We start from the raw sequence: 24687 nt of genomic DNA, 5'->3' as shown, positions 1-24687 counted from the left end.
GCGGACGCTGATACGCCCGCTCGCCATCGCGATGGGGGATTCCGCCGGAATTGGTCCGGAAATCACGGCCAAGGCCTGGGCCGCCCGCGCGGCACACGCGCTGGCGCCTTTTTGCGCGGTCGGCGACCCTCGCGCGGTGGAACAGGTGTGGGGCGGCCCCATCGCCCGCGTCGGATCGCCGGAGGAAGCCGCCGCAGTCTTTGACGAGGCCCTGCCGATCATCTCGGTCGGCGCCGGCGGCGCGGTTACGCCCGGCAGGCCCGACGTGGAGGGCGCCCGCGCCGCGCTGGAATCGCTGGAACTGGCCGTGGGCCTGACGCGGTCGGGCGCAGCCGGCGCGCTGGTCACGGGGCCGGTGGCGAAGTCGCAGCTCTACGCGATCGGCTTCACGCACCCCGGCCAGACCGAGTTCGTCGCGGAGCGGTGCGGCGTGTCCGGCGAGAATGCAGTGATGATGCTGGCCGGCCCGACACTCAGGGTCGTGCCGATCACGATCCATGTGCCGCTGGCGGATGTGCCCGGCATGATCTCGCACGAGCTGATCCTCGCCAAGGCGCGCGTCACGGCGCGCGGGCTGCTGCGCAATTTCGGGATCGAGCGCCCCCGGCTCGCCTTTGCCGGGCTCAACCCCCATGCGGGCGAAAGCGGGGCACTGGGCCGCGAGGAAATCGACATCGTGGCACCCGCCATCGAGCAGCTGCGCAGCGAAGGCATCGACGCCGTCGGGCCATTCGCAGCCGACGGCATGTTCCATGCCCGTGCCCGTGCCGGCTATGACGCGGCGATGTGCCTGTACCATGACCAGGCGCTGATCCCGATCAAGGCACTGCATTTCGACGATGGCGTCAACACCACGCTGGGGCTGCCGATCGTGCGGACCTCGCCCGATCATGGCACGGCGTTCGGCATCGCCGGCCGCAACGAAGCCAACCCGGGCGCGATGATCGCCGCGATCCGCATGGCCGCCGCCCAGGCGGAACAGCGCGCGCAGGCTGCCGCTACAGGAACCTTGTGACTCCCCTTCCCCCGCTCCGCGACGTCATCAGCCGGTACGGACTCAGCGCGAGCAAGGCGCTGGGCCAGAATTTCCTGTTCGACCACCAGTTGCTCGCCCGCATCGCCAAGGTGCCGGGCGACCTCGAGGGTGCGGACGTGTTCGAGGTCGGGCCCGGCCCCGGCGGGCTGACGCGCGCACTGCTGGGTGCGGGCGCCAATGTCATTGCCGTCGAGCGCGACCGGCGGTGCATCCCCGCGCTGGAGGAACTGGGCGGCTACTACCCCGGCAAGCTCAGCGTGATCGAGGGCGACGCGCTGGAGGTCGACGCGCCGGCGCTGTTCTCCACCAAGCCGCACATCGTCGCCAACCTGCCCTATAATGTCGGCACCGCGCTGCTCGTCGGCTGGCTGTCAGCAGCGTGGGAGCCGTGGTGGGCCAGCCTGACGCTGATGTTCCAGAAGGAAGTCGCCGAGCGGATCGTGGCGCCGGCGGGCAGCGATGCCTATGGCCGGCTGGCCGTGCTGGCGCAGTGGCGGTCGACGCCGCGCATCGCGATGACGGTCCATCGCTCCGCCTTCACCCCGCCGCCCAAGGTCATGTCGGCGATCGTCCATATCGTCCCCGCCGAGGCGCCGCAGGGCGTGAAGATGGCCGTGCTGGAGCGGATCACCGCCGCCGCCTTCGGCCAGCGGCGCAAGATGCTGCGCCAGAGCCTGAAGGGGATGCCCGGCGCGATCGAGGCGATGGAGACGCTGGGGATCGACACCAGCCGCCGCGCGGAGACGGTGTCGGTCGAGGAGTTCGTCGCGCTGGCCCGCGCGCTCAGTTGAGCTTCGGCGTGGGGGTCGGCGTCCCTGCCGGCGAGGGCGTCGCGGTCGCGGCGGGCTCGGCGGCGACGGTGACGGGCGGGCCCTTGGCGATTGCGGCGGCCAGCACCGTTGAATCCGTGCAGGCATTCGCGCAGATCGTATTGATCTTGGCCAGGTTTTCCTTCGCCTTCAGGATCGCGCCCTTGGCCACCAGCGCTTCGCCCTGCCCGCGTAGTGCCGCCAGGTCGTTGGGCTCCAGCGTCAGCGCCTCGCGGTAGAGCCGGATCGCCTTGCCCGGCAGCCCGCGCCCGCGCGAGATGTCGGCCAGCACGACGAAAGCCTCGCGGTTGCGCGGATCGGCGGCCAGCGCGCTTTCCAGCGCGTCTTCGGCGGCGTCGACATTGCCCGCCGCCTGCGCGGCCCGCCCCTGTTGCAGCAGCGCCAGCGACCGGGGATCGATCGCGTCATCGGGACGCTGCGCCATCAGCGAGGTGGAAACCGAAAGCGCCATCAAGGCGAAGGCAGCCGAAATCGCAGTGACGCGCATTGTTTTCTCCGAGAGCGAGAGCGTTCCGGCTATCATGGCCGCACCATCTTCGCGACAAAAAAGCCATCGGTCGAGTCCGCCAGCGGCGTAAGGCGCACGCCCGGCCCCCGCGCATGGCCGACGCCGAGCGCCAGCGGATCGACCCGCCAGCCCGGGTGCCGCGCCAGAAACGCTTCGGCCTGCCCCGCGCCTTCGTCGTCGAGCAGCGAGCAGACGATGTGCACCAGCACCCCACCGGGGCGCAGCAAGGTGGCTGCGAGATCGAGCAACGCCGCCTGTACGCCCGCCGTGCGCGCGAGGCGATCGGGGGTGAGCCGCCAGCGCGCCTCCGGGTTACGGCGCCACGTGCCGGTGCCCGAACAGGGCGCATCGACCAGCACGAGATCGGCGCGACCGACCTGATCCGCCAGCGCTTCGGCCTCGCGATTGGGGTTGAGCAGCCGGGTCTCGGCGATCGTCACCCCGGCGCGGACCGCGCGCGGCGCCAGCCGCGACAGCCGGTTGCGATCGATGTCGCACGCAAGGATGCTGCCCCGGTTCGCCATCGCGGCGGCCAGCGCCAGCGTCTTGCCGCCGCCGCCCGCGCACAAATCGATGACATGCATGCCCGGCGTCACCCCCGCCGCGAGCGCCACGGCCTGGCTGCCCGCATCCTGCACTTCGATCCCGCCATCGGCAAAGGCCGAGAGCTTCTCGACATTGGTATCGCCCGGCAGGCGCAGGCCATCGGGCAGGAACGCGATCGGCGCGGCTTCGGGCAAAGCGGCGCGGATCGTCGCCATGTCGGTCCGAAGCGTGTTGACGCGCAAGTCGAGCGGCGCGCGTTCGAGCAGCGCCGCCTGTTCGGCTGCACCCAGCCCCGAGCGATCGAACGCCTTTGCAAGCCATGCGGGCAGCGCCCCGGCCTTTGCAACCGGCTCGCCCGCCACGATCGGAGCGGGGCCATAGGGCGATCCGTCGAACGCATCGGCAAGCTCCGGCCGCTGCTGGACCAGCGCGAGCATCGCCGCCCGCCCGCTATCGGGCCGTTCCCCACACAGCCGGATCGCGTCGTAGATCAGGTCGCGGATCGCGCGCCGGTCCTTCGACCCGGCATAGCGCCGCTCGGCAAAGCCTCGTGCGATCAGCGTGTCCGCCGCCGCGCCCTGATCGCGCGCGGCGGCGATGATCCGGTCGAGCAGGTCGATCGCGGCCTGAACGCGCGCGCCGGGCGTCATGTTCGCGCCCGCGACGCGCCACCAGCGCGCCAAATATGTTTAGGAAGTTTAGGCTCCCCCCCAGGGCCCTCCGCCGGATCGGCACCGTCCCAGCAGCGCAGGGCAATCGTATAGGGGAACAGGCCACCATCAACGCCGTCATCCCAGCGCAGGCTGGGACCCATTTGGCGCTCCGTTACGGCAAATAGCGCAGGCGGAGAGGAGAATGGATCCTGACTTTCGTCAGGATGACGCCGTGCTTCCCGCCACGATTGCCCCGCCCAGCGAGGTGCGCACGCTGATTCGGGCTGAGCTTCGACCATCATGGATGGAACAAAAGCAGATCAAATCCTACTTGAAAAGCCCCTTTCACCGCGTTGGGTAATTCGGCGCTTCGCGGGTGATCGTCACGTCGTGGACATGGCTTTCGCGCAGGCCCGCATTGGTGATGCGGACGAAGCGCGCCTTTTTCTGGAACTCGGGGATGGTGCCCGCGCCGACATAGCCCATCGCCGCCTTCACGCCGCCGACCATCTGGTGGATGATGTCCTTGGCCGGGCCCTTGAACGGCACCTGGCCCTCGATCCCCTCAGGCACCAGCTTGAGCTGGTCCTTGATGTCCTGCTGGAAATATCGGTCCGCCGAACCCTTGGCCATCGCGCCGACCGATCCCATGCCGCGATAGGATTTGTAGGCGCGCCCCTGATACAGGAACGTCTCGCCCGGCGCCTCTTCGGTGCCGGCGAGCAGCGATCCGACCATCACCGCGCCCGCGCCCGCCGCAATCGCCTTGGCAATGTCGCCCGAGGTGCGGATGCCGCCATCGGCGATCACCGGCACGCCGGCCTTCTGCGCTTCCTTGGCGGCGTCCATCACGGCGGTCAGCTGCGGCACGCCGACGCCCGCGACGACGCGCGTGGTGCAGATCGAACCGGGGCCGATGCCGACCTTGATCCCGTCCGCGCCGGCATCGATCAGCGCCTTGGCCGCGTCGCCGGTGGCGATGTTGCCCGCGATCACCTGGACGCTGTTCGACAGCTTCTTCACGCGCTCGACTGCGCGGCTCACGTCCTTGTTATGGCCGTGCGCGGTGTCGATCACGATGCAGTCGACGCCCGCATCGACCAGCGCCTCGGTGCGGGCAAAGCCCTTGTCCCCCACGGTGGTCGCGGCGGCGACGCACAGGCGGCCGGCGGCGTCCTTGGTCGCGTTGGGCGACGTGACGGCCTTTTCGATGTCCTTCACCGTGATGAGCCCGACGCAGCGATAATCGGCATCGACGACGATCAGCTTTTCGATCCGGCGCTGGTGCAGCAGGCGGCGGGCATCGTCCTTGGCGAAATCGACGGGGACAGTCGCCAGATTTTCGTGCGTCATCAGCTCGGACACCGGCTGATCGGGGTTCTCGGCGAAGCGGACGTCGCGGTTGGTGAGGATGCCAACCAGCTTGCCGCCGGCCTCGATGATCGGGATGCCGCTGATCCGGTGCTGCGCCATCAGCGCCTGCGCCTGCGCCAGCGTGCCATCGGGGCGCATCGTGATCGGATTGACCACCATGCCGCTTTCAAAGCGCTTGACCTGGCGGAGCGCCGCGACCTGCTCTTCGACTTCGAGGTTGCGGTGGATCACGCCGATGCCGCCCAGCTGCGCCATGACGATCGCCATGTCCGCTTCGGTCACCGTATCCATCGCCGACGACAGCATCGGGATGTTGAGCGCCAGCGTCTTGGTCACGAAAGTGCGGGTATCGGCCATGCTCGGGACGATTTCGGACTCGCCCGGATAGAGGAGGACGTCGTCGAAGGTAAGGCCGAGAGGGATTTCCATGGGTGCGCCAGCAGTCCTGAGTCGGAGGATGGCGGCCCATGTAACCGCGAGGGTGGCAAAACGCTAGTGGGCGAGCGCAGCCCGGGTCGCAGCCATGCGATTATACGCTTCGACATGGCCGCGGATTGCGGAAATCAGCGCGCGGGAGTCCGTGCAATAGGCGGGCCATTGCGTCCCGATCGCAGCGGGCGTCCATTTGCCGACATGGGCGGTATAGCGCTGGCGCAGCGCCAGTGCCGCCTCGACCATGGAGCTGTCGAGTGCCGGGCGATCGTTCACGATCTTGTGCCGCGCCGCCATCGCGCGGGATATGCGATAGCGTAGCTGGGGCAGCGCCGACCAGTCGGGCGCGGGCAACGCCACCTGCGCCGCCAGCAGCCGCAGCGCGGTGAGCAGCTCTTCGTCGGCAGCGTGCAGAATCCCCATCCTCTATCTATAGGATGGCGGCACGACCGCGGCGGCGACAGGCGGGATTTTAGTGCGCGCGCTCCAGCAGCGCGCGGGCCTGCGCGACGTGCATCGCTTCGATCATGCGGTCGCCGAACCGCTCGGCGCCGCCGGTGGCCGCCTCGATCAGCGCGCGGGCGTCGGCCAGCTCCGCCGGGGTCGGGCCGAAGGCGCGCGCGGCGGGCTCGATCTGGTTGGGGTGGATCAGCGACTTGCCGTCGAACCCCAGCATCCGGCCGTGATGGCATTCGTTCGCGAGGCCATCGGCATCGTCCAGCCCGTTATACACGCCGTCGATCGCCCAGCCGCCGCCCGCGCGCGCGGCAAGCACGATCGTCTGGAGCGCCAGCGCCAGCCCTTCGCGCCCCGCCGCCGCCGGAATGCCCAGCGTCGCCTTCAGGTCGTTCACCCCGGCGAGCAGCCCGCCGACACCGGGCGCCGCAGCGATTGCCGCCGCCTCCAGCACGCCGCGCGGCGTCTCGATCATGGCCAGCAGCGGGCGCGCGCATGCCGCAGCGATGGCCGCCGCCTCGCGCGCGCTTTCGACCTTGGGCACCACGACGAAATCGGCTGCGGACGCGGCGACTGCTTCCACATCGGCGGCATGCTCGGGCGAGTCCGCGCCATTGATGCGGATCGCCACCAGCCGATGGCCAAATCCCTGCGCCGCCGCCGCGACCGCCGCCGCCCGCGCCGCCGCCTTGGCATCGGCGCGCACCGAATCCTCCAGGTCCAGGATCACCATGTCGGTATCCAGCCTCCGCGCCTTCTCGATGGCGCGCGGATTGGAGGCGGGCAGGAAAAGCGCGGTGCGCGGCGCAAGGCGGGCTGTGGTCATGTGCCCTCTCTATGCTAGCAAGGGCCTGAATAGCGAGGGGAGTCGATCGCGATGGATGTCGTATCTGCGTTTCTGGTGGCGCTGGCGCTGCTGGCGTTTTTCTACATCGTCTCCAGCGTCAAGATCGTCACCCAGGGCTATCAGTACACGATCGAGCATTTCGGCCGGTTTACGACGGTCGCCGCGCCGGGCTTCAATTTCTACCCCGCCTTTTTCTATCGCGTCGGGCGCAAGGTGAACATGATGGAGCAGGTGATCGATATTCCGGGGCAGGAAATCATCACCAAGGACAATGCGATGATTTCCACCGACGGGGTGGTGTTCTTCCAGGTGCTCGACGCGGCGAAGGCCGCCTATGAGGTGTCCGACCTGTATGTCGCGCTGCTCCAGCTGACGACGACCAACCTGCGCACCGTGATGGGGTCGATGGACCTCGACGAGACGCTGTCGAAGCGCGACGAGATCAATGCGCGGCTGCTATCGGTGGTGGATCACGCCACCACGCCGTGGGGAGTGAAGATCACGCGCGTCGAGATCAAGGACATCCGCCCGCCCGCCGACATCGTCAACGCGATGGGCCGCCAGATGAAGGCCGAGCGCGAGAAGCGCGCCAACATCCTCGAGGCCGAGGGCAGCCGCCAGTCCGAAATCCTGCGCGCCGAGGGCCAGAAGCAAGCCCGCATCCTGGAGGCCGAGGGGCGCCGCGAATCGGCGTTCCGCGACGCCGAGGCGCGCGAGCGCGCGGCGCAGGCCGAGGCGGAGGCGACCCGGCTGGTCTCCGACGCGATCGAGGCGGGATCGAGCCAGTCGCTCAATTACTTCATCGCCCAGAAATATGTCGAGGCCGTGGGGAAGTTCGCGACTTCGCCCAATGCCAAGACGATCCTGTTCCCGGTAGAGGCGACGCAGCTGATCGGGACGCTGGGCGGCATCGGCGAGCTGGCCAAGGAAGCGCTGGGCAACGGCAATGCGCCCAAGCCGCCCCAGCCCCCCGCCCCGCCGCGCCGCGCTGGTCCGTTCGAGCAACAGGGCTGAACGGCGCGATGGGCTGGATGCAGAACGCGGGCGTGCTGTGGCTGATCGCCGGCATCGTGCTGGCGATCACCGAATTGCTGGTGCCGGGGGTGTATCTGGTCTTCTTCGCGCTGGCCGCCGCGATCACGGGCGCCATCGCGCTGCTGCTGCCCGATCTGTCGGCGGGCGGGCAGGTGCTGGGCTTTGCCGCATGGTCGCTGGTCGCGGTGCTGGTCGGCAAGCGCTGGTATCGCGACTTTCCGGTGCCGACCGACGATCCGATGCTCAACGATCGCCTTGCCCGCCTGATCGGTGAGAGCGTGACCGTGGTGCAGGCGATCGAGGGCGGTTCGGGGCGAGTGCGCGTGGGCGACGGCGAATGGCTGGCGCGCGGACCGGACCTGCCCGTGGGCGCGCGGGCCCGCATCACCGGCGGCACCGGCGCGACGCTGACCGTCGAGCCCCTCCCTTCCCTTACTGCCTGACCGTTCGGAGCCTTTCATGGAAACCACTCGCCGCCAGCTGATGCTGGGCACCGCAGCCACGTTCGCAGCCGGTGCGCTGCCCGCCCGCGCTTTTGCCGCAGGCGGGGATGCCGCCGCCAACGCGCTGCTGACACGCACTGCGGAAGCGATGCTGAAGGTCTATCCCGAGGGTGCCACCACGCTGGGGATCGACAAGGATGCGCGCGCCGGGCTCAAGCGCCGGCTGACCGATCGGTCGCCGCAGGGCGAGCGCCGCATCGCCGCGCTGCTCAAGACGACGCTGGGCGAGATCGCCGCGCTCGACCTCAACGCGCTCAGCCCCACGGTACGCACGCATATCGACGTGGTGCAGGCATCGTTCGCGAACGCGCTCCAGGGCTTCGGGTTCGGCTATGGCGACGTTGCGGTCGGCGGCTGGCGCAATTCGCCCTATGTCGTGGCGCAGAATGTCGGCGCGTATCTCGATATCCCCCGGATGCTCGACAGCGACCACCAGATCGCCGGCATGGCCGATGCCGAAGCCTATCTCGACCGGCTCGAATCCTATGGCGACCAGCTGGACGGCGAGACCGAGCGGCTCAAAATCGCGGCGGACAAGGGCGTGATCGCGCCCGATTTCCTGCTCGACAAGGCGCTGCGCCAGATGCGGCTGGCGCGCAGCGGGAACACCGCCGGGTGGGATCTGGTCACATCGATCGCGAACCGCACCGCCGGGATGGGCGGCGATTTCGGCGAGCGCGCGTGGATGCTGTGCAACGAACGCACCGCCCCCGCGCTCGACCGCCAGCTCGCCGAGCTGGAGCGGCACCGCAAGCGCGCGACCGGCGATGCGGGCGTGTGGAAATTCAAGGACGGCGACGCCTATTACGCCTGGGCGCTCAGCGCGGGCACCACGACCACGATGACTCCCGCCGAGGTGCACCAGATGGGGCTGGACCAGCTGGCGCAGCTTCAGGCCGAGATGGACGTGATCCTGAAGGCGCAGGGATATAGCCAGGGCAGCGTCGGCGCGCGCATGACCGCGCTGGGCAAGGACCCGCGCTTCACCTTCCCCGACAATGACCAAGGGCGCGCGCAGATCATGGCGCTGCTCAACGACCGCATCGCCGATATCCGCGCGCGGATGCCGCAGGCGTTCCACACGCTGGTGAAGGGCAATGTCGAAGTGAAGCGCATCCCGCTGGTGGAGGAAGCAGGCGCGCCGGGCGCCTATGGCGGGCCGGGGACGATCGACGGCAGCGTGCCGGGGCGGTTCTGGATCAACCTGCGCAGCACGGGCCTGTGGACCAGCTATGGCCTGCCCGATCTTGCCTATCACGAAGCGATTCCGGGCCATGCATGGCAGGGCGAGTATACGTTCGCGATGCCGCTGATCCGATCGCTGCTGCAGTTCAACGCCTATTCCGAAGGCTGGGCGCTCTATGCCGAACAGCTGGCCGACGAGCTGGGCGTCTATGCCGCCAATCCCGTGGAGAAGCTGGGCTACCTCCAGTCGCTGAGCTTCCGCGCGTGCCGGCTGGTGGTGGACACCGGCCTGCACGCCAAGCGCTGGACCCGCGCGCAGGCGATCCAGTGGTTCGTCGAGACGAACGGCAGCAGCGAGGACGAAGTACAGGGCGAAGTCGACCGCTATTGTTCGTGGCCGGGCCAGGCGTGCGGGTACAAGGTGGGGCACAGCGAGATCAACCGGCTGCGCGATCGCGCCAAGGCTGCGCTGGGCAGCCGCTATGATTTCCGCAGCTTCAACGACGCGGTGGTGCTGGGCGGCAATGTCCCGATGACGGTGCTGGGGCACATCGTCGATCGGCATGTGGCAGAACGCAAGGGCTGACGCCCCGGGGCGTCACGCCTTGGCGCGGGCATCCAGCGATTGCAGCACGCGATCCAGCCCGGCCTGGCTTTCGACCGCAAGGTCGATCGGCCGGGCGCCGAGCGCGTCGTCGTGCGTGTTGAGGAACGCCACGACCTGATCCCGATCGCGCAGGCGATCCCAGGCGAGCGTGGCGACCTTGCCCTGACGCTGCGCCGCTTCGGGCGACAGGCGGGGCGTGTCGAAGCGCTTGCGAAAGCGCTGCGACTGCGGCTTCTGGTTGGTCGGGGCGGCAACCGGATCGACTGGTGCCGCTTCCACGACCGCATCCTCGACGGGCGCGCTGTCCAGAGGCTCGCTCATCGACGGATGCCCCGGCGTTGCGATGGCCCGGTGCTGGCCACGCGTTCGCGGAACACCAGCCGGCCCTTGTCGAGATCATAGGGGGACATTTCCACCTGGACGCGATCGCCCGCGAGCGTGCGGATGCGGAACTTGCGCATCTTGCCGGCGGTGTAGACGATCACGCGGTGGTCGTTTTCTAGCACGACGCGAAAACGGCCATCGGGCAGCACTTCCTCGACGAGACCGTCGAGCGTCATCAGATCTTCCTTCGCCATGGCTCAGGCCACCATGACCGACGCATCGGCGCCGACATCCTGCTGGAACGCGCGGATACGCGCGGCATAGCCGCGTACGAACCCACGGTGCGCGCTGCGCGCCTCGACACCGGTTGCGGCGAGCGAGCGCATCAGCGAAACCTGATGGCGGTGCAGAAGATAATTGAGGTCCAAAGGGCAGCCTCCCGGGCTTGTAAGCGGGAGCGCGTTGGTCTCTCAGTCGCGGGCGCCTACGAAAACGTGCCGTGCGATGCCGGTGATATAGGGATGCAGCCGCCTAAAAGCCAGCACCCGGCAGCGGCGCCAGGTCCGGCGGCACGAATTTCCGCCGTGCCGCTACGGAAAACAGGCGCTCCCGGCTGTAAAAGCGCAGCGGCCAATCGCGCCGGCCCGCCGGCGACAGCAGCAGCGCATTGACCGTCTCGGTCAGCGAGCCTGCCGGCGACTGGGCCAGAAAGGCGCGGACGCCGGCGAGATAGGCGCAGGTGATGGTGTCGTGATAGCCGCCATGGTCGTCGTTGATCCCCCCGACGCTCTCGTTGAAGCGCGAGATCAGCCCGGCAATCTCCCGGTCCACGTCAATGTCGGGCCGCGCGGTGAGCAGATACGCGCAGGCGGCGAGATGTGCCTCGTGCGTCCAGTCGTCCTTGGACAAGTCGCACGCGATCAGCCCCTCGCCCAGCCGCACGATCTCCGCATCGGCATGGAACAGGCGCGGTTCGGGGTCGGTCATCGATCGGGCTCCATTGGTGCTGGCCCGATCGATGACCGGACCATGTCAGGCAGGCGTCGGCGCGTGCGGGGCAGCCTGGCGCACCCCTTCATCGACATGCTCGGCGAACTCGGCGAAATTGTCGACGAACAGATCGACCAGCTTCGCGGCGGTGGCATCATATTCCGCCTTGTTGTCCCACGTCGCGCGCGGATCGAGGATCGCGCTGTCCACGCCCGGCACGCGCACCGGCACCTTGAACCCGAAATTGGGATCGTTGCGGAACTCGGCATCGTTGAGGCTGCCGTCGAGCGCGGCGCTGAGCAGCGCGCGAGTCGCCTTGATCGGCATCCGCCGCCCGACGCCATATTTGCCGCCAGTCCAGCCGGTGTTGACCAGCCAGCAATGCACCCCGCCCTTCGCGATCCGCTCCTTGAGCAGATTGCCATAGACCGACGGATGGCGCGGCATGAACGGCGCACCGAAACAGGTGGAGAAAGTGGCGGTCGGCTCGGTCACGCCGATCTCGGTCCCGGCGACTCGCGCGGTATAGCCCGAGAGGAAGTGGTACATCGCCTGTTCGGGCGTGAGCTTCGCGATCGGCGGCAGGACACCATAGGCATCCGCCGTCAGCATCACGACATTCTGCGGCACGGGTCCCAGATTGTCTGCGCTGGCGTTGGGAATGAAATCGATGGGGTACGAGCCGCGGCTGTTTTCCGCGAGGCTGTTGTCGTCGAGGTCGAGTTCGCGCGTCTCCGGGTCCATCACGACATTCTCGAGCACCGTGCCGAAGCGGCGGGTGGTCGCGAAAATCTCGGGCTCGGCCTCTGCCGACAGGTTGATCATCTTGGCGTAGCAGCCGCCTTCGAAATTGAAGACCGCGGTGTCGGACCAGCCATGTTCGTCGTCGCCGATCAGCGTGCGGCTGGCGTCGGCGCTCAGCGTCGTCTTGCCGGTGCCGGACAGGCCGAAGAACACTGCGGTGTCGCCGGCGGGGCCGATATTGGCCGAACAATGCATCGGCATCACGCCCTTGAGCGGGAGCAGGTAATTGAGCAGCCCGAACACGCTCTTCTTCATCTCGCCCGCATAGGCGGTGCCGCCGATCAGGATCAGCTTCTCGGTGAAGTTGACCGCGATCACCGTCTCGCTGCGCGTGCCATGCCGCGCGGGATCGGCGCGGAAGCTGGGCAAATCGATGATGGTGTATTCGGGGACGAATCCGGGCAGCACGTCCTCCTCGGGGCGGACCAGCAGCGTGCGGATGAACAGGTTGTGCCAGGCAAGCTCGTTGATGACGCGCACCTGCACCCGGTGTTCGGGCTGCGACCCGCCGTACAGGTCCTGGACGAACAAGGTATCGCGGTCGGCCACTTCCGTCAGGAAATCGGCCTTCAGCGCGGCGAAATGTTCGGGCGTCATGCCCTTGTTGGTCTTGCCCCACCAGACGCTATGCTCGGTCTCGGCGTCGCGGACGATGAACTTGTCCTGCGCGGAGCGTCCCGTGTGCTTGCCGGTGGCGACGACCAGCGGGCCGTCCTTCGCAAGCCGGCCCTCGCCGCGCAGCAGCGCGTGCTCGACCAGGGGGGCAGTGCCCAGATTCCAGTAGATTGCGGCATCGGTGCCGATCCCCTGGGCCTCTAGCCCGTGGCGGGGGGTGCGCTCGCTCAAAATTCATCCTCCACTGTGCGGCCTGCTCTTCGCGGCCTTATTTGTCGGAGTATCTTTGCCGGGGGGCACAAAGTCCGTCAATCTGGGTAAGCGGTGTCACCGATTGAGCCGCGCCCGACTTTGCTTTAAGTCGTTCGACTGATGCTTATCCGCCACGCGCAGCCCGCCGCATGACCGCCACGATCGCGCTGGTCGATGACGATCGCAACATCCTCACTTCGGTGTCGATCGCCCTCCAGACCGAAGGCTTTCTGACGCGCGTCTATTCGGACGGCGAAAGCGCGCTGAAGGCACTGATCGAGAACCCGCCCGACCTGGCCGTGCTCGACATCAAGATGCCCAAGATGGACGGGCTGGAGCTGCTGCGAAGGCTGCGCGAGAAGAGCGCCATCCCCGTCATCTTCCTCACCAGCAAGGACGACGAACTGGACGAGGCGCTGGGCCTCGCGATGGGCGCCGACGACTATATCGCCAAGCCGTTCAGCCAGCGCCTGCTGATCGCCCGCATCCGCGCGATCCTGCGCCGCACCGAGCCGGCGCAGCCGGTGGCGGAGGGCGTCGAGCCCGAGCCGGCGGAGATATTGGAGCGCGGACGGCTGACCATGGACCCGGCGCGCCACCGCGTGACCTGGGCCGGAACCAACGTCACGCTGACGGTCACCGAATTCCTGATCCTGGAGACGCTGGCGCAGCGCCCCGGCATCGTGAAGACGCGCAACCAGCTGATGGATGCCGCCTATCAGGACGATATCTATGTCGACGACCGCACGATAGACAGCCATATCAAGCGCGTGCGACGCAAGTTCCGTCAGGTGGATCCGGAGTTCGATGCGATCGAAACGCTCTATGGGGCCGGATACCGTTTCTCGGACGAGTAGCGGTGAGCCAGACCTCGCGCTGCGATGGTCGAACCGCATCAGCCTGACCCCGCGCATCCTGGCGGTGAACATCTTCGCGCTCGCAATGCTGGGCGGCGGATTCTCGTACCTCGATTCGTATCGCAGCCGGATCGTCGACAGCCGCGTCGAACAGGCCGAGCGCGAAGTGCGGCTGGTGGCGCAGGCAATCGCCTCTGCCACCGGCAAGCGCCGCGACCTGCTGGTGCTCAGCCTCGCGCGCGACACCGGCACGCGCATCCGGCTGTACGACGAAACCGGCAAGCTGCTGGCCGACAGCCGCGCGCTGGGGCTGCGCAACATGATCCTGCGCGACCCGGACAAGGACCCGTGGGGACAGGAAATCGCCCGGTTCCTGGACGCCGTGATCGATACCGTCGCGGGCGCCGACCGCGCGCCGCTGTACCGCGAGCATGACGGCGACAGCGGCCTGGAATGGCCCGATGTGCGTACCGCCCGCGCCACCCACGGCACGCCCGCGACGGTGTGGCGCGCCCCCGATCGCACCCCCGTCATCACCGCCGCCGCGCCGATCACCCAGCTGGGCGTCGTAATGACGACGATCAATGCGCGCGACATCACCCAGACGGTGCGGTCGGAGCGCTATCGGCTGGGCGTGGTGCTGGCGATCGTGGCGCTGGTGTCGATCCTGCTCTCGCTGTTCCTGGCGCGCACGATCGTCCGTCCGCTGCGCCGGCTGGCGCGGGCGGCGGTGCGCGTGCGGCTGGGGCGTGCCCGCGAAGTCGTGGTGCCGCGCCTGCCCGAGCGCAACGACGAGATCGGGATGCTGGCGCGGGCGCTGTCCGACATGAGCCAGGCACTGCGCGCGCGGATCGATGCGACCGAGAGCTTTGCCGCCGACGTAACGCACGAACTGAAGAACCCCCTCGCCTCGCTCCGCTCCGCCGTCGAGGGGCTGTCGCGGGTGAAAGACCCGGAATTGCAGGAACGGCTGCTGGCGATCGTGCGCGACGATGTGCACCGGCTCGATCGCCTGATCAGCGACATTTCCGATGCCTCGCGTCTCGACGCGCAGTTGAGCCGCGCGACATTCGAGCAGATCGACCTGGAGCAGATGCTCCAGGCGCTGCTGGACCAGCGCGCCGCGCGCGGGCTGCCCAACGGCATCCGGATCGCGTTCGACCGGCACGACGCCAGCCCGCTGGTCGTGCTGGGCGAAGGCGCGCGGCTGGAGCGGGTGTTCGAGAATTTGATCGAGAACGCGATTTCGTTCTCGCCCCAAGGCGGCCTGATCACCCTGTCCGCCGACAGCGACGGCGACATGCTGACGATCCGGGTGGAAGACGAAGGACCCGGCGTCCCCGACGAAGCGCGCGAGGCGATTTTCCGCCGCTTCCATTCGGTGCGCCCGCAAAGCGAAGCGTTCGGCCAGCATTCCGGGCTGGGCCTTGCCATCGCGCGCACCATCGTCGAAGGCCATCAGGGGAGCATTTCGGTGGAATCGCGGGAGGACAGAGTGGGCGCACGGTTCGTGGTTCGCCTGCCCATGGCGGATCTGGCGTGATGGCGCTGCTGCGGACGCCCACGCTGTCGACGGAGACCGTGCAGGCCGTGTGCGTGGCCATCGACGGACGCGGCGTGCTGATCGAAGGGCGATCGAGCGAGGCGCGCGTCGATCTGGCGCTGCTGCTGCTCGATCGCGGGGCGATGCTGGTATCGGGCGAGCGCACGCTTTGCGAACGCAAGACGAAGGCGCTGCGCGCCAGCGCGCCACCGGGCAGTGCCGGAAAGATCGAAGTGCGCGGACTGGGCGTGCTGTCGATGCCGCATGTCGCCGATGCGCCGCTCGATCTTGTCGTGGTCCTGCTCGACACGCCGCCGCGCTTTCCCGAGGACGTGCGTTATCGCAATATCGCGGGCATCGACGTTCCGGTACTCGCGCTGGGCGCACAGGATTTCGCCGCGCCGGTAAAGGTCGCGCTTGCACTGAGGAAGAAGCTTCGATGAGTCGCCGCAAGCCCAAGACGATCCTGCTGGTGACCGGCATGTCCGGCGCGGGCAAATCGACCGTGCTGCGCACGCTGGAGGATATGGGGTGGGAAGTCGTCGACAACCTGCCGCTGATCCTGCTCAACCGCCTGCTCGATACCGATCCGGGCGAAGGCGACGACCATGACACCGATCGCCCGCTCGCACTGGGCATCGGCCCCCAGACGCGCGGGTTCGATGCCGAGAGCATCGTGCGCCGCATCAAGAAGCTGCGCGAGGATCACGGCCATCAGGTGAGCACGCTGTTCCTCGAATGCTCGGGCATCGAGCTGGCGCGCCGCTATTCCGAGACGCGGCGCCGCCACCCGCTGGGGCAGGACCGCCCGGCGGCGGACGGCATCGCCCGCGAGCGCGAACTGCTGACGCCGCTGCGCAACTGGGCGAACCGGCTGATCGACACGACCGACCTGACCGCCAACGCGCTCCAGCATCAGATCCGCTCGGCCTTCTCCGCACAGGCGCACAGCGGCACCGTGCTCACCATCCAGTCGTTCGGATTCTCCCGCGGGCTGCCGCGCGACGCGGACCTCGTGTTCGACATGCGATTCCTGCGCAATCCGCACTGGGTGGAGGCGCTGCGCCCGGGCACGGGCAAGGACGCCGACGTCTCCGCCTATATCGCCGACGATCCCGCTTATGGACAGGCGATGGCGCAGATCGAGGCGTTGCTGCTGCTGCTGCTGCCGCGCTATGAGGCCGAGGGTAAAGCATATGTAACGGTCGCGATCGGGTGTACCGGCGGGCGGCATCGATCCGTGCATGTTGCGGAGCGTATGTACCGCAGGTTGCGCGAAGAGGGATTTTCGCCCACGGTGCTGCACCGCGATTTGCAAGCCGCGCCGCAGGACTCGCTGGAGGGGACGCCGGTGACCATATGAAGGGGCGGAGTTCGAAATGATCGGTCTGGTACTCGTGACGCACGGACGACTCGCCGAAGAGTTCGTCGTCGCGATGGAGCATGTAGTGGGCAAGCAGGAGCGGATCGAACCGATCTGTATCGGGCCCGACGACGACATGGAAGGCCGCCGCGCCGACATCGCCGCCGCCATCGCGCGCGTCGATGAAGGGCGAGGCGTGATCGTGCTGAGCGACCTGTTCGGCGGCACGCCGTCCAACCTTGCCATTTCGCTGATGGAAGCGGGGCGGATCGAAGTGATCGCGGGGATCAACCTGCCGATGCTCATCCGTCTGGGGAGCGCACGCAAGACGATGAAGGTGACCGAGGCAGTGGCGGCGGCGCGCGATGCGGGCCGAAAGTACATCACCATCGCGTCCGAAGTCCTGGGAGAAGCCGCCGCATGAGCCGGAGCGCCCGCACCGTCACGATCGTCAACCGTCGCGGCCTGCATGCACGCGCCAGCATGGCGTTCGTCACGCTTGCCAGCAACCAGCCCTGCGAGCTGACCGTCGAGAAGGATGGATCGAGCGCATCGGGCACGTCGATCCTCGACCTGATGATGCTGGGCGCGGCCAAGGGCGACAGCATCACGATCAGCGCCGAGGGCGATGATGCGGAGGCCGCCGTCCAGGCGCTGGCCGAACTGGTCGAGGCGCGCTTCGGCGAGGAATGACGCGGCGGCGCTTGCAGGCGCGTGCCCGCGCAGGCATGGACGCGGCGTGACCTGTCTCCCCCTTCCCCGCCCCATGGGCACGCGCTGATGCCGCGCGAGATCACGGCCTTTTCCAACCCGCTCATCAAGCGCGTCCGGCTGTTGCGCGACAAGCGCCACCGCCGCGAAGAGGGGCTGTTCCTGGCCGAGGGCTTGCGCATCCTCACCGAAGCGCGCGAGGCCGGGCGGTTGCCCGACTATCTGTTCTTCGCACAGGACAGCGCGAACCATCCGCTGGTGCAGACGCTGGTCACCGCGACCGAGGCGGCGGGCGGCGAGGCGATCCAGACCAATGCCGACATCCTCTCCAAACTGTCGGGCAAGGACAATCCGGGCGCGGTGGTCGGCGTCTATCCCGAATTCGGGCTGACGCTGGACCAGCTCGACCGCAGCACCGCGCCGATCTGGCTGGTGGCGGAGCGGCTGCGCGATCCGGGCAATCTGGGGACGATCCTGCGCACCGGCGACGCGGTGGGTGCAGGCGGGCTGATCCTGCTCGACGAGCATGTCGATCCGTTTTCGGTCGAGGCGGTGCGCGCGAGCATGGGCGCGCTGTTCACCGTGCCGGTGGCGCACGCCAGCTGGGAAGAATTCCGCACCTGGCTGCGCAGCGGGCCGGGGCAGCTGGTGGGGCTGAGCCTCGACACCGACCACGACTATCGCGGCCCGCGCTATGCCGCCCCCACCTTCCTGCTGACCGGCAACGAGGCGCAGGGGATGCCCGATTTTATGGCGGCGGAATGCGACCTGCTGGTCAAGATCCCGATGCTGGGCAAGGCCGACAGCCTGAACGCCGCAGTGGCGACGGCGGTGATGGCGTATGAAGTGCTGGCCCAGCACCGGGGCTGAGGCGCCGCGCAAGCCTGTGTTCAGCCGCGCCGGGCAATCAGGCGCGGAGGGAGACTATATATGCGCATTTCGACACTAACTGCCGCCGCCGTCCTGACGCTGGGCGTCGCCATGCCGCTGTCCGCGCAGGCACAGACGCCAGCCGAGCCGTATCGCGCGGCGGGCGACCGCCCGGCCTGGACGCTGACGATCGACGGGCGGACGATGCGGTTCGAGACGCCGGGGCGTGCGCCAGTCAGCGTTGCGATGCCGCGCGTGATCCACGGCTTTGCCGGCGAAATCTACCAGACGCGGCGCGTGAACGTGAACCTCGTCCATAACGGCTGCCGCGCGGGCGGGCGGGATGCGGGGGCCACCGATGGCGTGACCGTGCGCGTCGATGGCCGGACCTATCATGGCTGCGGCGGCGCAGTGGCCGCGGCATCGTTGGCACTGCTGGAGGGAAGCTGGACCATCGAGTCGATCGACAGCCGCCGGGTCCGCGCGGGCACGCATCCCGAGATCCGGTTCGAGGGCAAGCGGATCAGCGGCGATTCGGGCTGCAACCGCTTCATGGGCGACTTCACCTTCGCGCGCGGCCAGCTGACCGCCGGTCCGCTGGGCAGCACTCGCCGGATGTGTGCCGATCGTGGGGCCAGCGCGCAGGAGGCCGAAATCCTGCGCGTGCTGGGGCAGCCGCTCCGCGTCAGCCGCAACCGCGCGGGCAAGCTGGTGCTGAGCGGACGCGGCGGGAAGACGCTGGTGCTGGCGCCCAAGCGGTAAGGCGCCGGGTTTTTAGAAGCGGCATCGCCCACCGCCCCCTCCGTCAGGCTGCGCCTGCCACCTCCCCCTTGCGGGGTAGGATTGACACAAATCCTCCCCCGCAAGGGCAGGGCTATCGCATTTGTGCTTAAGCCCCCTCACCCTTCCCACCGCCTTCGGCGGCGGGCCCCTTCCCTCTCCCACAAGGGGAGAGGGAAAGACGGCGCCATGCTCCCTCTCCCCTTGTGGGAGAGGGAGGGAGCCGCGAAGCGGCGGAAGGGTGAGGGGGATGGGCCACCATATGCGATTGCCCTGCCCTTGCGGGGGAGGATTGACACAAATCCTCCCCCGCAAGGGGGAGGTGGCGCCGAAGGCGACGGAGGGGGCGGTGGGCGATGCCGTCTCGAAAAGCCCCCTACTCCGCCCGCTCGGCTTCGGTCTCCGCTTCCACCTCCGGCGCCGGCAGCATTTCCGACGTCGGCGCACGCGCCACCACATCCACGCTGTCGATGCTGTCGAGCGAGGCATTGCCCGTGTCGATGTTGAGCGCCTGGAACCGGCGGGCCGAGACCATCACGCGGCCCTCGAAACTCGCCACGAACTTGTTGTAGTTCTCGACCGCGCTGTTGAGCCCGCCGCCGACGCGCTTGAGGTGCGTGGCCGCCGTCGCGAGCCGTTCGTACAGTTCCTTGCCGATGCGGCCGACTTCGCGGGCATCCTCGGTCAGCTTCTGCTGGCGCCACATCGACGCGACGGTGCGCGCAAGCGGCAGGAAGCCCGAGGGGCCGACGATGATGACGCGGTTGCGCGCGGCGCGCTCCCACAGCTCCATGTCGATTTCGAGCGCGCTCGACAGGAAATTGTCGCCCGGAATGTACATGATGACGAAATCGGGCGCCTTGTCGAACTGTGCCCAATAGGCCTTGCGCGAGAGCGCGTCGGCATGCGTCCGCACCGCGCGGGCGTGCGAGACGAGCGCGGCCTGGCGCTCCTCCGCCGACGTCGCTTCCGCCGCCTGGAGATAGCCGTCGAGCACGCATTTGACGTCGACGATCAGCTGCTGGTCGCCCGGCAGGCGGATGATGAAATCGGGGCGCAGCGCGCCCTCCTCGGTCGCGACCGAAACTTCGGCGGCGAAATCGACATGACCCGACAGCCCGGCGATCTCGATCAGGTTGCGGAACTGCTGCTCGCCCCAGCGGCCACGCGTCTTGGGCGCGGCGCGCAGTGCATTGACCAGCTTGGCGGTCTCGGTGCGCGTCTCGCCCAAACCAGCCTGCACTGCCGTGATCGCCTCGCGCAGCGCGCCATAGCTGTCGTTGCGGTCCTTCTCGACGCGCTGAAGCCCCTCTTCATAGCGCTTGAGCGTGGATTCGACCGGCTGGAGCAGCGCCTTGAGCTTCTCCTCGTTCTTCTCGCCCGACTGGTTGAAGCGCGCCTCGGCACGTTCCAGAAACGCCTTTTGCGTCTCGCCCAGCATCGTGGTGGCCAGCTCGCGAAACTGGCCCGCCATCGCTTCGCGGGCGTGGATGAACTCGGCCAGACGATCCTCGAACGCCCCGGCCTTTGCCTTCAGCTCGGCCAGCTCGATCCGGGCGGCGTCGCGCTCGTCGCGCAGGATCGCAGCCTCCTCGCGCAGCGCAGGAACTTCGCGCGCGCGCTCGTCCGCCGACGCCAGATCGCTGATCGCCCGCTTGAAATCGGCCTCGCGCGCGTCACGCTCGGCGCGATACTGGATCGCCGGACGGCTCCCCAGGAACCAGCCGAGCAACAGTCCGGCGAGCAATGCAATGACGATACTTCCCAGAACCACGGGATCCACGTTTTCCCCTTTCAGAACAGAGCGCGAACCTAGAGGCGGCAGGTTTTCCGGGCAAGCGGAACCTGTCGCGGCTGGCCGCAGGCGCGGGGCCGCCCGGCGGGGTTGCGACCGACGCGCGCGACGCTAAGGCTGCGCGCGTGCTGACCGACATCGACATTTCGCGCGCTGCGACGCTGCGCCCCATCGCCCAGATTGCCGACCAGCTTGGCGTCCCCGACGACGCCGTCGAGCCCTATGGCCGGTACAAGGCCAAGATCGACCTGAACTGGCTGGCCGCGCAGGCGCCGGGGCGCGCGGGGAAGCTGATCCTGGTGACCGCGATCAACCCTACGCCGGCGGGCGAAGGCAAGACCACGACGTCGGTGGGGCTGGCCGACGGGCTGCGGCGGATCGGCAAGCGCGTGGCTTTGTGCCTGCGCGAGCCGTCGCTGGGGCCGTGCTTCGGGACCAAGGGTGGCGCGGCCGGCGGCGGCTATGCGCAGCTGGTGCCGATGGAGGACATCAACCTCCACTTCACGGGCGATTTTCACGCGATCACCAGCGCGCACAACCTGCTGGCGGCGATGATCGACAACCATGTCCATTGGGGCAATGCGCTGAACATCGACGTGCGCCGGATCACCTGGCGGCGCGTGCTGGACATGAACGACCGCGCGCTGCGCGACATCGCGCAGTCGCTGGGCGGGCCGGCCAATGGCTTTCCGCGCGAATCGGGGTTCGACATCACCGTGGCGTCGGAAGTGATGGCGATCCTGTGCCTCGCCACCGGGCTGGAGGATCTGGAGGAGCGGCTTGGCCGGATCGTCGTGGCGCAGACGCGCGACAAGCAGCCGGTCACTGCGCGCGACCTGAAGGCCGATGGCGCGATGGCGGTGCTGCTGAAAGAGGCGCTCAACCCCAATCTGGTCCAGACGCTGGAGGGTACGCCCGCCTTCGTCCATGGCGGGCCGTTCGCCAACATCGCGCATGGCTGCAATTCGGTGATCGCGACGCGCGCCGGCCTCGCGCTCGGCGATTATGTGGTGACCGAAGCCGGGTTCGGCGCCGATCTGGGCGCAGAGAAATTCTTCGACATCAAGTGCCGCCAGGCAGGGCTGACGCCGGCGGCGGTCGTGGTGGTCGCCACCGTGCGGGCGCTGAAAATGAACGGCGGCGTCGCCAAAGGCGCGCTGGGCACGCCCGATGCAGAGGCGGTGCGGCGCGGCGGTGTGAACCTGGCGCGGCATCTGGAGAATATCCGCCAGTTCGGCGTGCCCGCGGTGGTCGCGATCAACCGCTTCGGCACCGATACCGAAGAGGAACTGGCCGTGGTGCGCGAGATCGCGGCGGCACAGGCGGCCGAGGCGATCCTGTGCACCCACTGGGCGGACGGCGGCGCGGGCGCCGAGGCGCTGGCCGAGCATGTCGTCGCGCTGACGACCCAGCCCGCGCAGTTCGCGCCGCTCTACGATGACGATCTGCCGCTGTTCGAGAAGATCAACACCGTGGCGACCCGCATCTATCGCGCCGAGGCGGCGGTGGCCGATCCCGGCGTCCATGCCCAGCTCGCGCGGTGGGAGGCTGCGGGCTATGGCCATCTGCCGGTGTGCATGGCCAAGACGCAGTACAGCTTTTCCACCGACCCGACCGCGCTCGGCGCCCCGACCGGGCATATCGTGCCGGTGCGCGAAGTGCGGCTGGCGGCGGGGGCCGGGTTCGTGGTCGCGATCTGTGGGGAGATCATGACGATGCCCGGCCTGCCCCGCGTGCCCGCAGCGGAAGCGATCCGGATCGATGCCGGGGGACTGGTCCAGGGGCTATTCTGAACGCCGCGCGCCGAAATCGGCAAATGCGCGCTGCGGCGCGGCAGCCTGCATTTTCACGGGATTGTCGCACAGCCTGGCGCCGGTTAGACCTGCCGACAGGTTGATCGGGGTGGATCGATGGCAGAGATTTTCGTTTTCTTCTACGCGATGACGGCGGGGTTCGTGTTGCTGGCGATGCAGCGCAATGCGCGTGCGCAGCGGCCCAATCCGCAGATGGTGACGCTGGTCGGCTGGGGGCTGTTCTCGCTTTCGTCGACGCTGGCGCTCCTGCTGGGGGCCGTCGCGCTCGCGCTCGCGCTGGGGCTGCACATGCCGCTGCCCGCCGGCTTCGACGCATCGCCGTTCTGATCGTGCCCCGCTACGCACTGGGCGGCAAGGCGCCGCAAATCGCCGACGATGCCTGGGTCGCGCCGAGCGCCGACCTGATCGGCGACGTCCATCTGGGGCCGCTGGCCAGCATATGGTTCGGCGCCGTGATCCGCGCCGACAACACGCCGATCACGGTCGGCGCCCGCAGCAACATCCAGGACGGGGCGATGCTCCATTCCGATCCAGGCGTGCCCTGCATCGTCGGCGAGGACGTGACGGTGGGGCACCACGCGATCCTGCACGGCTGCACCATCGGCGACCGCACGCTGATCGGCATGGGCGCAACGATCCTGAACAACGCCGTGATCGGCGAGGACTGCCTGGTCGGCGCCGGCGCGCTGGTGACCGAGGGCAAGGTTTTCCCCGCCGGCCACCTGATCGTCGGCGTGCCCGCCAAGGCGATCCGCCCGCTGGACGACGCGCAAAAGGCGATGCTGAAGGCGAGCGCGGCCGTCTATGCTGCCAAGCAGCGCGACTATTCCGCAGGGCTGGAGCGCGTCGACGACCCTGCCTAGGGCCGGGACTCGCTGCGCCGTTTGCCCCGATTCGCGCGAGTCGCGGCGCTAATGGCCCGCAACGGCGGACACCGCCCCGCCCTGCCGTAGCGTCGGGAGCCCCGGGATAGACAGGCATTCCGGTTGCGGTAAGAAACGGACATGGCCCTTCCCGCTCTCTTCGATCGTCTGCGGCTTCCCGTGATCGGCTCGCCGCTGTTCATCATCTCGGTGCCCGACCTGGTCATCGCGCAGTGCAAGGCGGGGATCGTCGGGTCCTTCCCGGCGCTGAACGCCAGGCCGCAGAGCCTGCTCGACGAATGGCTGCACCGGATCACCGAGGAACTGGCGGCGTGGGACCGCGACCATCCCGATACGCCTGCGGCGCCCTATGCCGTCAACCAGATCGTTCACCGATCGAACGACCGGCTGGAACAGGACGTGGCGACCTGTGCCAAATGGAAGGTGCCGATCGTCATCACGTCGCTGGGCGCGCGGCCCGAGCTGAACGATGCGGTGCATGGCTGGGGCGGGATCACGCTGCACGACGTCATCGACAACCGCTTTGCCCATAAGGCGGTGGAAAAGGGCGCCGACGGGCTGATCCTCGTCGCGACCGGCGCCGGTGGACATGCGGGCAAGCTCAACCCCTTCCCGCTGGTGCAGGAAGTGCGCGAGTGGTTCGACGGGCCGGTGATCCTGTCGGGCGCGATTTCCACCGGGCGATCGATCCTGGCGGCGCAGGTGCTGGGCGCGGACCTGGCCTATATCGGCTCGCCGTTCATCGCGACCGAAGAGGCGAACGCCGCGCCCGACTACAAACAGGGCATCGTCGAGGGCAGCGCGGAGGACATCGTCTATTCCAACCTGTTCACCGGGGTGCACGGCAATTACCTGCGCAGCTCGATCGTGCGCGCGGGGCTCGACCCCGACAATCTGCCCGAGAGCGACCCCAGCGCCATGAACTTCGGCGGGGCCAAGGCGTGGAAGGACATCTGGGGATCCGGCCAGGGGATCGGCGCGGTGCACGCCGTCGAGCCGGTGGCGGTCAAGATCGATCGGTTGAAGGCGGAATATGCCGCCGCCAAGGCCGCCGTCGCGGCGCTGCCGTAACC

General features: G+C 68.3%; 28 protein-coding genes. 17 read left to right on the top strand and 11 right to left on the bottom strand.

Translation table 11 applies throughout. The features are described from left to right. The first annotated feature begins 31 nt into the window (after positions 1-31). Together pdxA and rsmA are read left to right on the top strand one after the other, a co-directional pair. The gene (gene pdxA / locus ACG3SL_RS06400) at positions 32-1015 is read left to right on the top strand and encodes a 4-hydroxythreonine-4-phosphate dehydrogenase PdxA (RefSeq protein ID WP_448665083.1); all 984 of its coding nucleotides are present in this window, start codon (positions 32-34) and stop codon (positions 1013-1015) included. Next, positions 1012-1827, top strand: a complete 816-nt coding sequence (gene rsmA / locus ACG3SL_RS06395; RefSeq protein WP_448664304.1) for a 16S rRNA (adenine(1518)-N(6)/adenine(1519)-N(6))-dimethyltransferase RsmA — start codon at positions 1012-1014, stop codon at positions 1825-1827. Before pdxA ends, rsmA begins: the two co-directional genes overlap by 4 nt. On the opposite strand, the gene ACG3SL_RS06390 is transcribed toward rsmA, so the two are convergent. The 5 genes from ACG3SL_RS06390 to ACG3SL_RS06370 all read right to left on the bottom strand — a co-directional run bounded on the left by ACG3SL_RS06390 (position 1820) and on the right by ACG3SL_RS06370 (position 6661). Further along, on the bottom strand, positions 1820-2353 hold the full coding sequence (locus ACG3SL_RS06390; protein ID WP_448664303.1) for a tetratricopeptide repeat protein: 534 nt from the start codon (positions 2351-2353) through the stop codon (positions 1820-1822). The genes rsmA and ACG3SL_RS06390 overlap by 8 nt on opposite strands. A 32-nt stretch (positions 2354-2385) precedes the next feature. Continuing rightward, positions 2386-3570, bottom strand: coding sequence for an RsmB/NOP family class I SAM-dependent RNA methyltransferase (locus tag ACG3SL_RS06385; RefSeq protein WP_448664302.1), 1185 nt, complete (start codon positions 3568-3570; stop codon positions 2386-2388). Between the two features lie 348 nt (positions 3571-3918). Further along, complete coding sequence (gene guaB / locus ACG3SL_RS06380; protein WP_448664301.1) at positions 3919-5376, bottom strand: IMP dehydrogenase; 1458 nt, start codon at positions 5374-5376, stop codon at positions 3919-3921. Between the two features lie 63 nt (positions 5377-5439). After that, on the bottom strand, positions 5440-5802 hold the full coding sequence (locus ACG3SL_RS06375; protein WP_448664300.1) for a hypothetical protein: 363 nt from the start codon (positions 5800-5802) through the stop codon (positions 5440-5442). Between the two features lie 49 nt (positions 5803-5851). Then, entirely contained in the window at positions 5852-6661 is an 810-nt protein-coding gene (locus ACG3SL_RS06370; RefSeq protein ID WP_448664299.1) for an HpcH/HpaI aldolase/citrate lyase family protein, read from the bottom strand. A gap of 51 nt (positions 6662-6712) precedes the next feature. Here ACG3SL_RS06370 and ACG3SL_RS06365 point away from each other — a divergent pair, with 51 nt between their 5' ends. Genes ACG3SL_RS06365 through ACG3SL_RS06355 form a run of 3 tightly spaced genes read left to right on the top strand, consistent with a single transcriptional unit; the run spans position 6713 to position 9991 of the window. Beyond that, positions 6713-7696: an SPFH domain-containing protein gene (locus tag ACG3SL_RS06365; RefSeq protein ID WP_448664298.1), complete on the top strand. Its 984-nt coding sequence runs from the start codon at positions 6713-6715 to the stop codon at positions 7694-7696. Positions 7697-7704: 8 nt separating this feature from the next. Then, positions 7705-8160, top strand: coding sequence for an NfeD family protein (locus ACG3SL_RS06360; RefSeq protein ID WP_448664297.1), 456 nt, complete (start codon positions 7705-7707; stop codon positions 8158-8160). A gap of 16 nt (positions 8161-8176) precedes the next feature. Continuing rightward, positions 8177-9991 carry a DUF885 domain-containing protein gene (locus tag ACG3SL_RS06355; protein ID WP_448664296.1) on the top strand — a complete coding sequence of 605 codons (1815 nt, stop codon included), beginning with the start codon at positions 8177-8179 and terminating at the stop codon, positions 9989-9991. A 12-nt stretch (positions 9992-10003) separates the two neighbouring features. Here ACG3SL_RS06355 and ACG3SL_RS06350 read toward each other — a convergent pair whose 3' ends face one another. From ACG3SL_RS06350 to ACG3SL_RS06330, 5 genes are all read right to left on the bottom strand, one after another. Continuing rightward, complete coding sequence (locus tag ACG3SL_RS06350; protein ID WP_448664295.1) at positions 10004-10333, bottom strand: hypothetical protein; 330 nt, start codon at positions 10331-10333, stop codon at positions 10004-10006. After that, complete coding sequence (gene infA / locus ACG3SL_RS06345) at positions 10330-10590, bottom strand: translation initiation factor IF-1 (RefSeq protein WP_448664294.1); 261 nt, start codon at positions 10588-10590, stop codon at positions 10330-10332. The genes ACG3SL_RS06350 and infA overlap by 4 nt, the downstream gene beginning before the upstream one ends. Positions 10591-10593: 3 nt before the next feature. After that, a complete protein-coding gene (locus ACG3SL_RS06340) occupies positions 10594-10764 on the bottom strand; it encodes a hypothetical protein (protein ID WP_448664293.1) in 171 nt (56 codons plus the stop codon). A gap of 103 nt (positions 10765-10867) precedes the next feature. Beyond that, positions 10868-11323 (bottom strand): hypothetical protein, encoded by a 456-nt coding sequence (locus ACG3SL_RS06335; protein ID WP_448664292.1) that lies wholly within the window; start codon positions 11321-11323, stop codon positions 10868-10870. 45 nt (positions 11324-11368) lie between these two features. Beyond that, positions 11369-12976 carry a phosphoenolpyruvate carboxykinase gene (locus ACG3SL_RS06330; protein WP_448664291.1) on the bottom strand — a complete coding sequence of 536 codons (1608 nt, stop codon included), beginning with the start codon at positions 12974-12976 and terminating at the stop codon, positions 11369-11371. 170 nt (positions 12977-13146) lie between these two features. Between ACG3SL_RS06330 and ACG3SL_RS06325 the strand changes: the two genes are divergently transcribed. The 8 genes from ACG3SL_RS06325 to ACG3SL_RS06290 all read left to right on the top strand — a co-directional run bounded on the left by ACG3SL_RS06325 (position 13147) and on the right by ACG3SL_RS06290 (position 19103). Next, complete coding sequence (locus ACG3SL_RS06325; RefSeq protein WP_448664290.1) at positions 13147-13854, top strand: response regulator; 708 nt, start codon at positions 13147-13149, stop codon at positions 13852-13854. Further along, entirely contained in the window at positions 13823-15397 is a 1575-nt protein-coding gene (locus tag ACG3SL_RS06320; RefSeq protein WP_448664289.1) for a stimulus-sensing domain-containing protein, read from the top strand. Before ACG3SL_RS06325 ends, ACG3SL_RS06320 begins: the two co-directional genes overlap by 32 nt. Beyond that, positions 15397-15840 (top strand): HPr kinase/phosphorylase, encoded by a 444-nt coding sequence (locus ACG3SL_RS06315; RefSeq protein WP_448665082.1) that lies wholly within the window; start codon positions 15397-15399, stop codon positions 15838-15840. Before ACG3SL_RS06320 ends, ACG3SL_RS06315 begins: the two co-directional genes overlap by 1 nt. Continuing rightward, positions 15837-16760, top strand: a complete 924-nt coding sequence (rapZ, locus tag ACG3SL_RS06310; RefSeq protein ID WP_448664288.1) for an RNase adapter RapZ — start codon at positions 15837-15839, stop codon at positions 16758-16760. The genes ACG3SL_RS06315 and rapZ overlap by 4 nt, the downstream gene beginning before the upstream one ends. Before the next feature lie 16 nt (positions 16761-16776). Then, entirely contained in the window at positions 16777-17184 is a 408-nt protein-coding gene (locus ACG3SL_RS06305) for a PTS sugar transporter subunit IIA (RefSeq protein WP_448664287.1), read from the top strand. Further along, on the top strand, positions 17181-17453 hold the full coding sequence (locus tag ACG3SL_RS06300; protein WP_448664286.1) for an HPr family phosphocarrier protein: 273 nt from the start codon (positions 17181-17183) through the stop codon (positions 17451-17453). The genes ACG3SL_RS06305 and ACG3SL_RS06300 overlap by 4 nt, the downstream gene beginning before the upstream one ends. Before the next feature lie 87 nt (positions 17454-17540). Beyond that, the gene (locus ACG3SL_RS06295) at positions 17541-18341 is read left to right on the top strand and encodes a TrmH family RNA methyltransferase (RefSeq protein ID WP_448664285.1); all 801 of its coding nucleotides are present in this window, start codon (positions 17541-17543) and stop codon (positions 18339-18341) included. A 60-nt stretch (positions 18342-18401) separates the two neighbouring features. After that, a complete protein-coding gene (locus tag ACG3SL_RS06290) occupies positions 18402-19103 on the top strand; it encodes an META domain-containing protein (RefSeq protein ID WP_448664284.1) in 702 nt (233 codons plus the stop codon). 394 nt (positions 19104-19497) lie between these two features. Here the strand turns inward: ACG3SL_RS06290 and ACG3SL_RS06285 are convergent, their stop codons facing one another. After that, the gene (locus tag ACG3SL_RS06285) at positions 19498-20904 is read right to left on the bottom strand and encodes a DNA recombination protein RmuC (protein ID WP_448664283.1); all 1407 of its coding nucleotides are present in this window, start codon (positions 20902-20904) and stop codon (positions 19498-19500) included. A gap of 137 nt (positions 20905-21041) precedes the next feature. Between ACG3SL_RS06285 and ACG3SL_RS06280 the strand changes: the two genes are divergently transcribed. From ACG3SL_RS06280 to ACG3SL_RS06265, 4 genes are all read left to right on the top strand, one after another. After that, positions 21042-22709 (top strand): formate--tetrahydrofolate ligase, encoded by a 1668-nt coding sequence (locus ACG3SL_RS06280; protein WP_448664282.1) that lies wholly within the window; start codon positions 21042-21044, stop codon positions 22707-22709. 117 nt (positions 22710-22826) lie between these two features. Further along, positions 22827-23057, top strand: a complete 231-nt coding sequence (locus ACG3SL_RS06275; RefSeq protein ID WP_448664281.1) for a hypothetical protein — start codon at positions 22827-22829, stop codon at positions 23055-23057. Positions 23058-23059: 2 nt separating this feature from the next. Then, positions 23060-23593 (top strand): gamma carbonic anhydrase family protein, encoded by a 534-nt coding sequence (locus ACG3SL_RS06270; RefSeq protein ID WP_448664280.1) that lies wholly within the window; start codon positions 23060-23062, stop codon positions 23591-23593. A gap of 141 nt (positions 23594-23734) precedes the next feature. Beyond that, positions 23735-24685, top strand: a complete 951-nt coding sequence (locus ACG3SL_RS06265; RefSeq protein WP_448664279.1) for an NAD(P)H-dependent flavin oxidoreductase — start codon at positions 23735-23737, stop codon at positions 24683-24685. Positions 24686-24687: the final 2 nt, after the last annotated feature.

This window comes from Sphingomonas degradans, from assembly GCF_053502645.1.
This window is presented reverse-complemented; position numbering and strand designations above follow the sequence as displayed.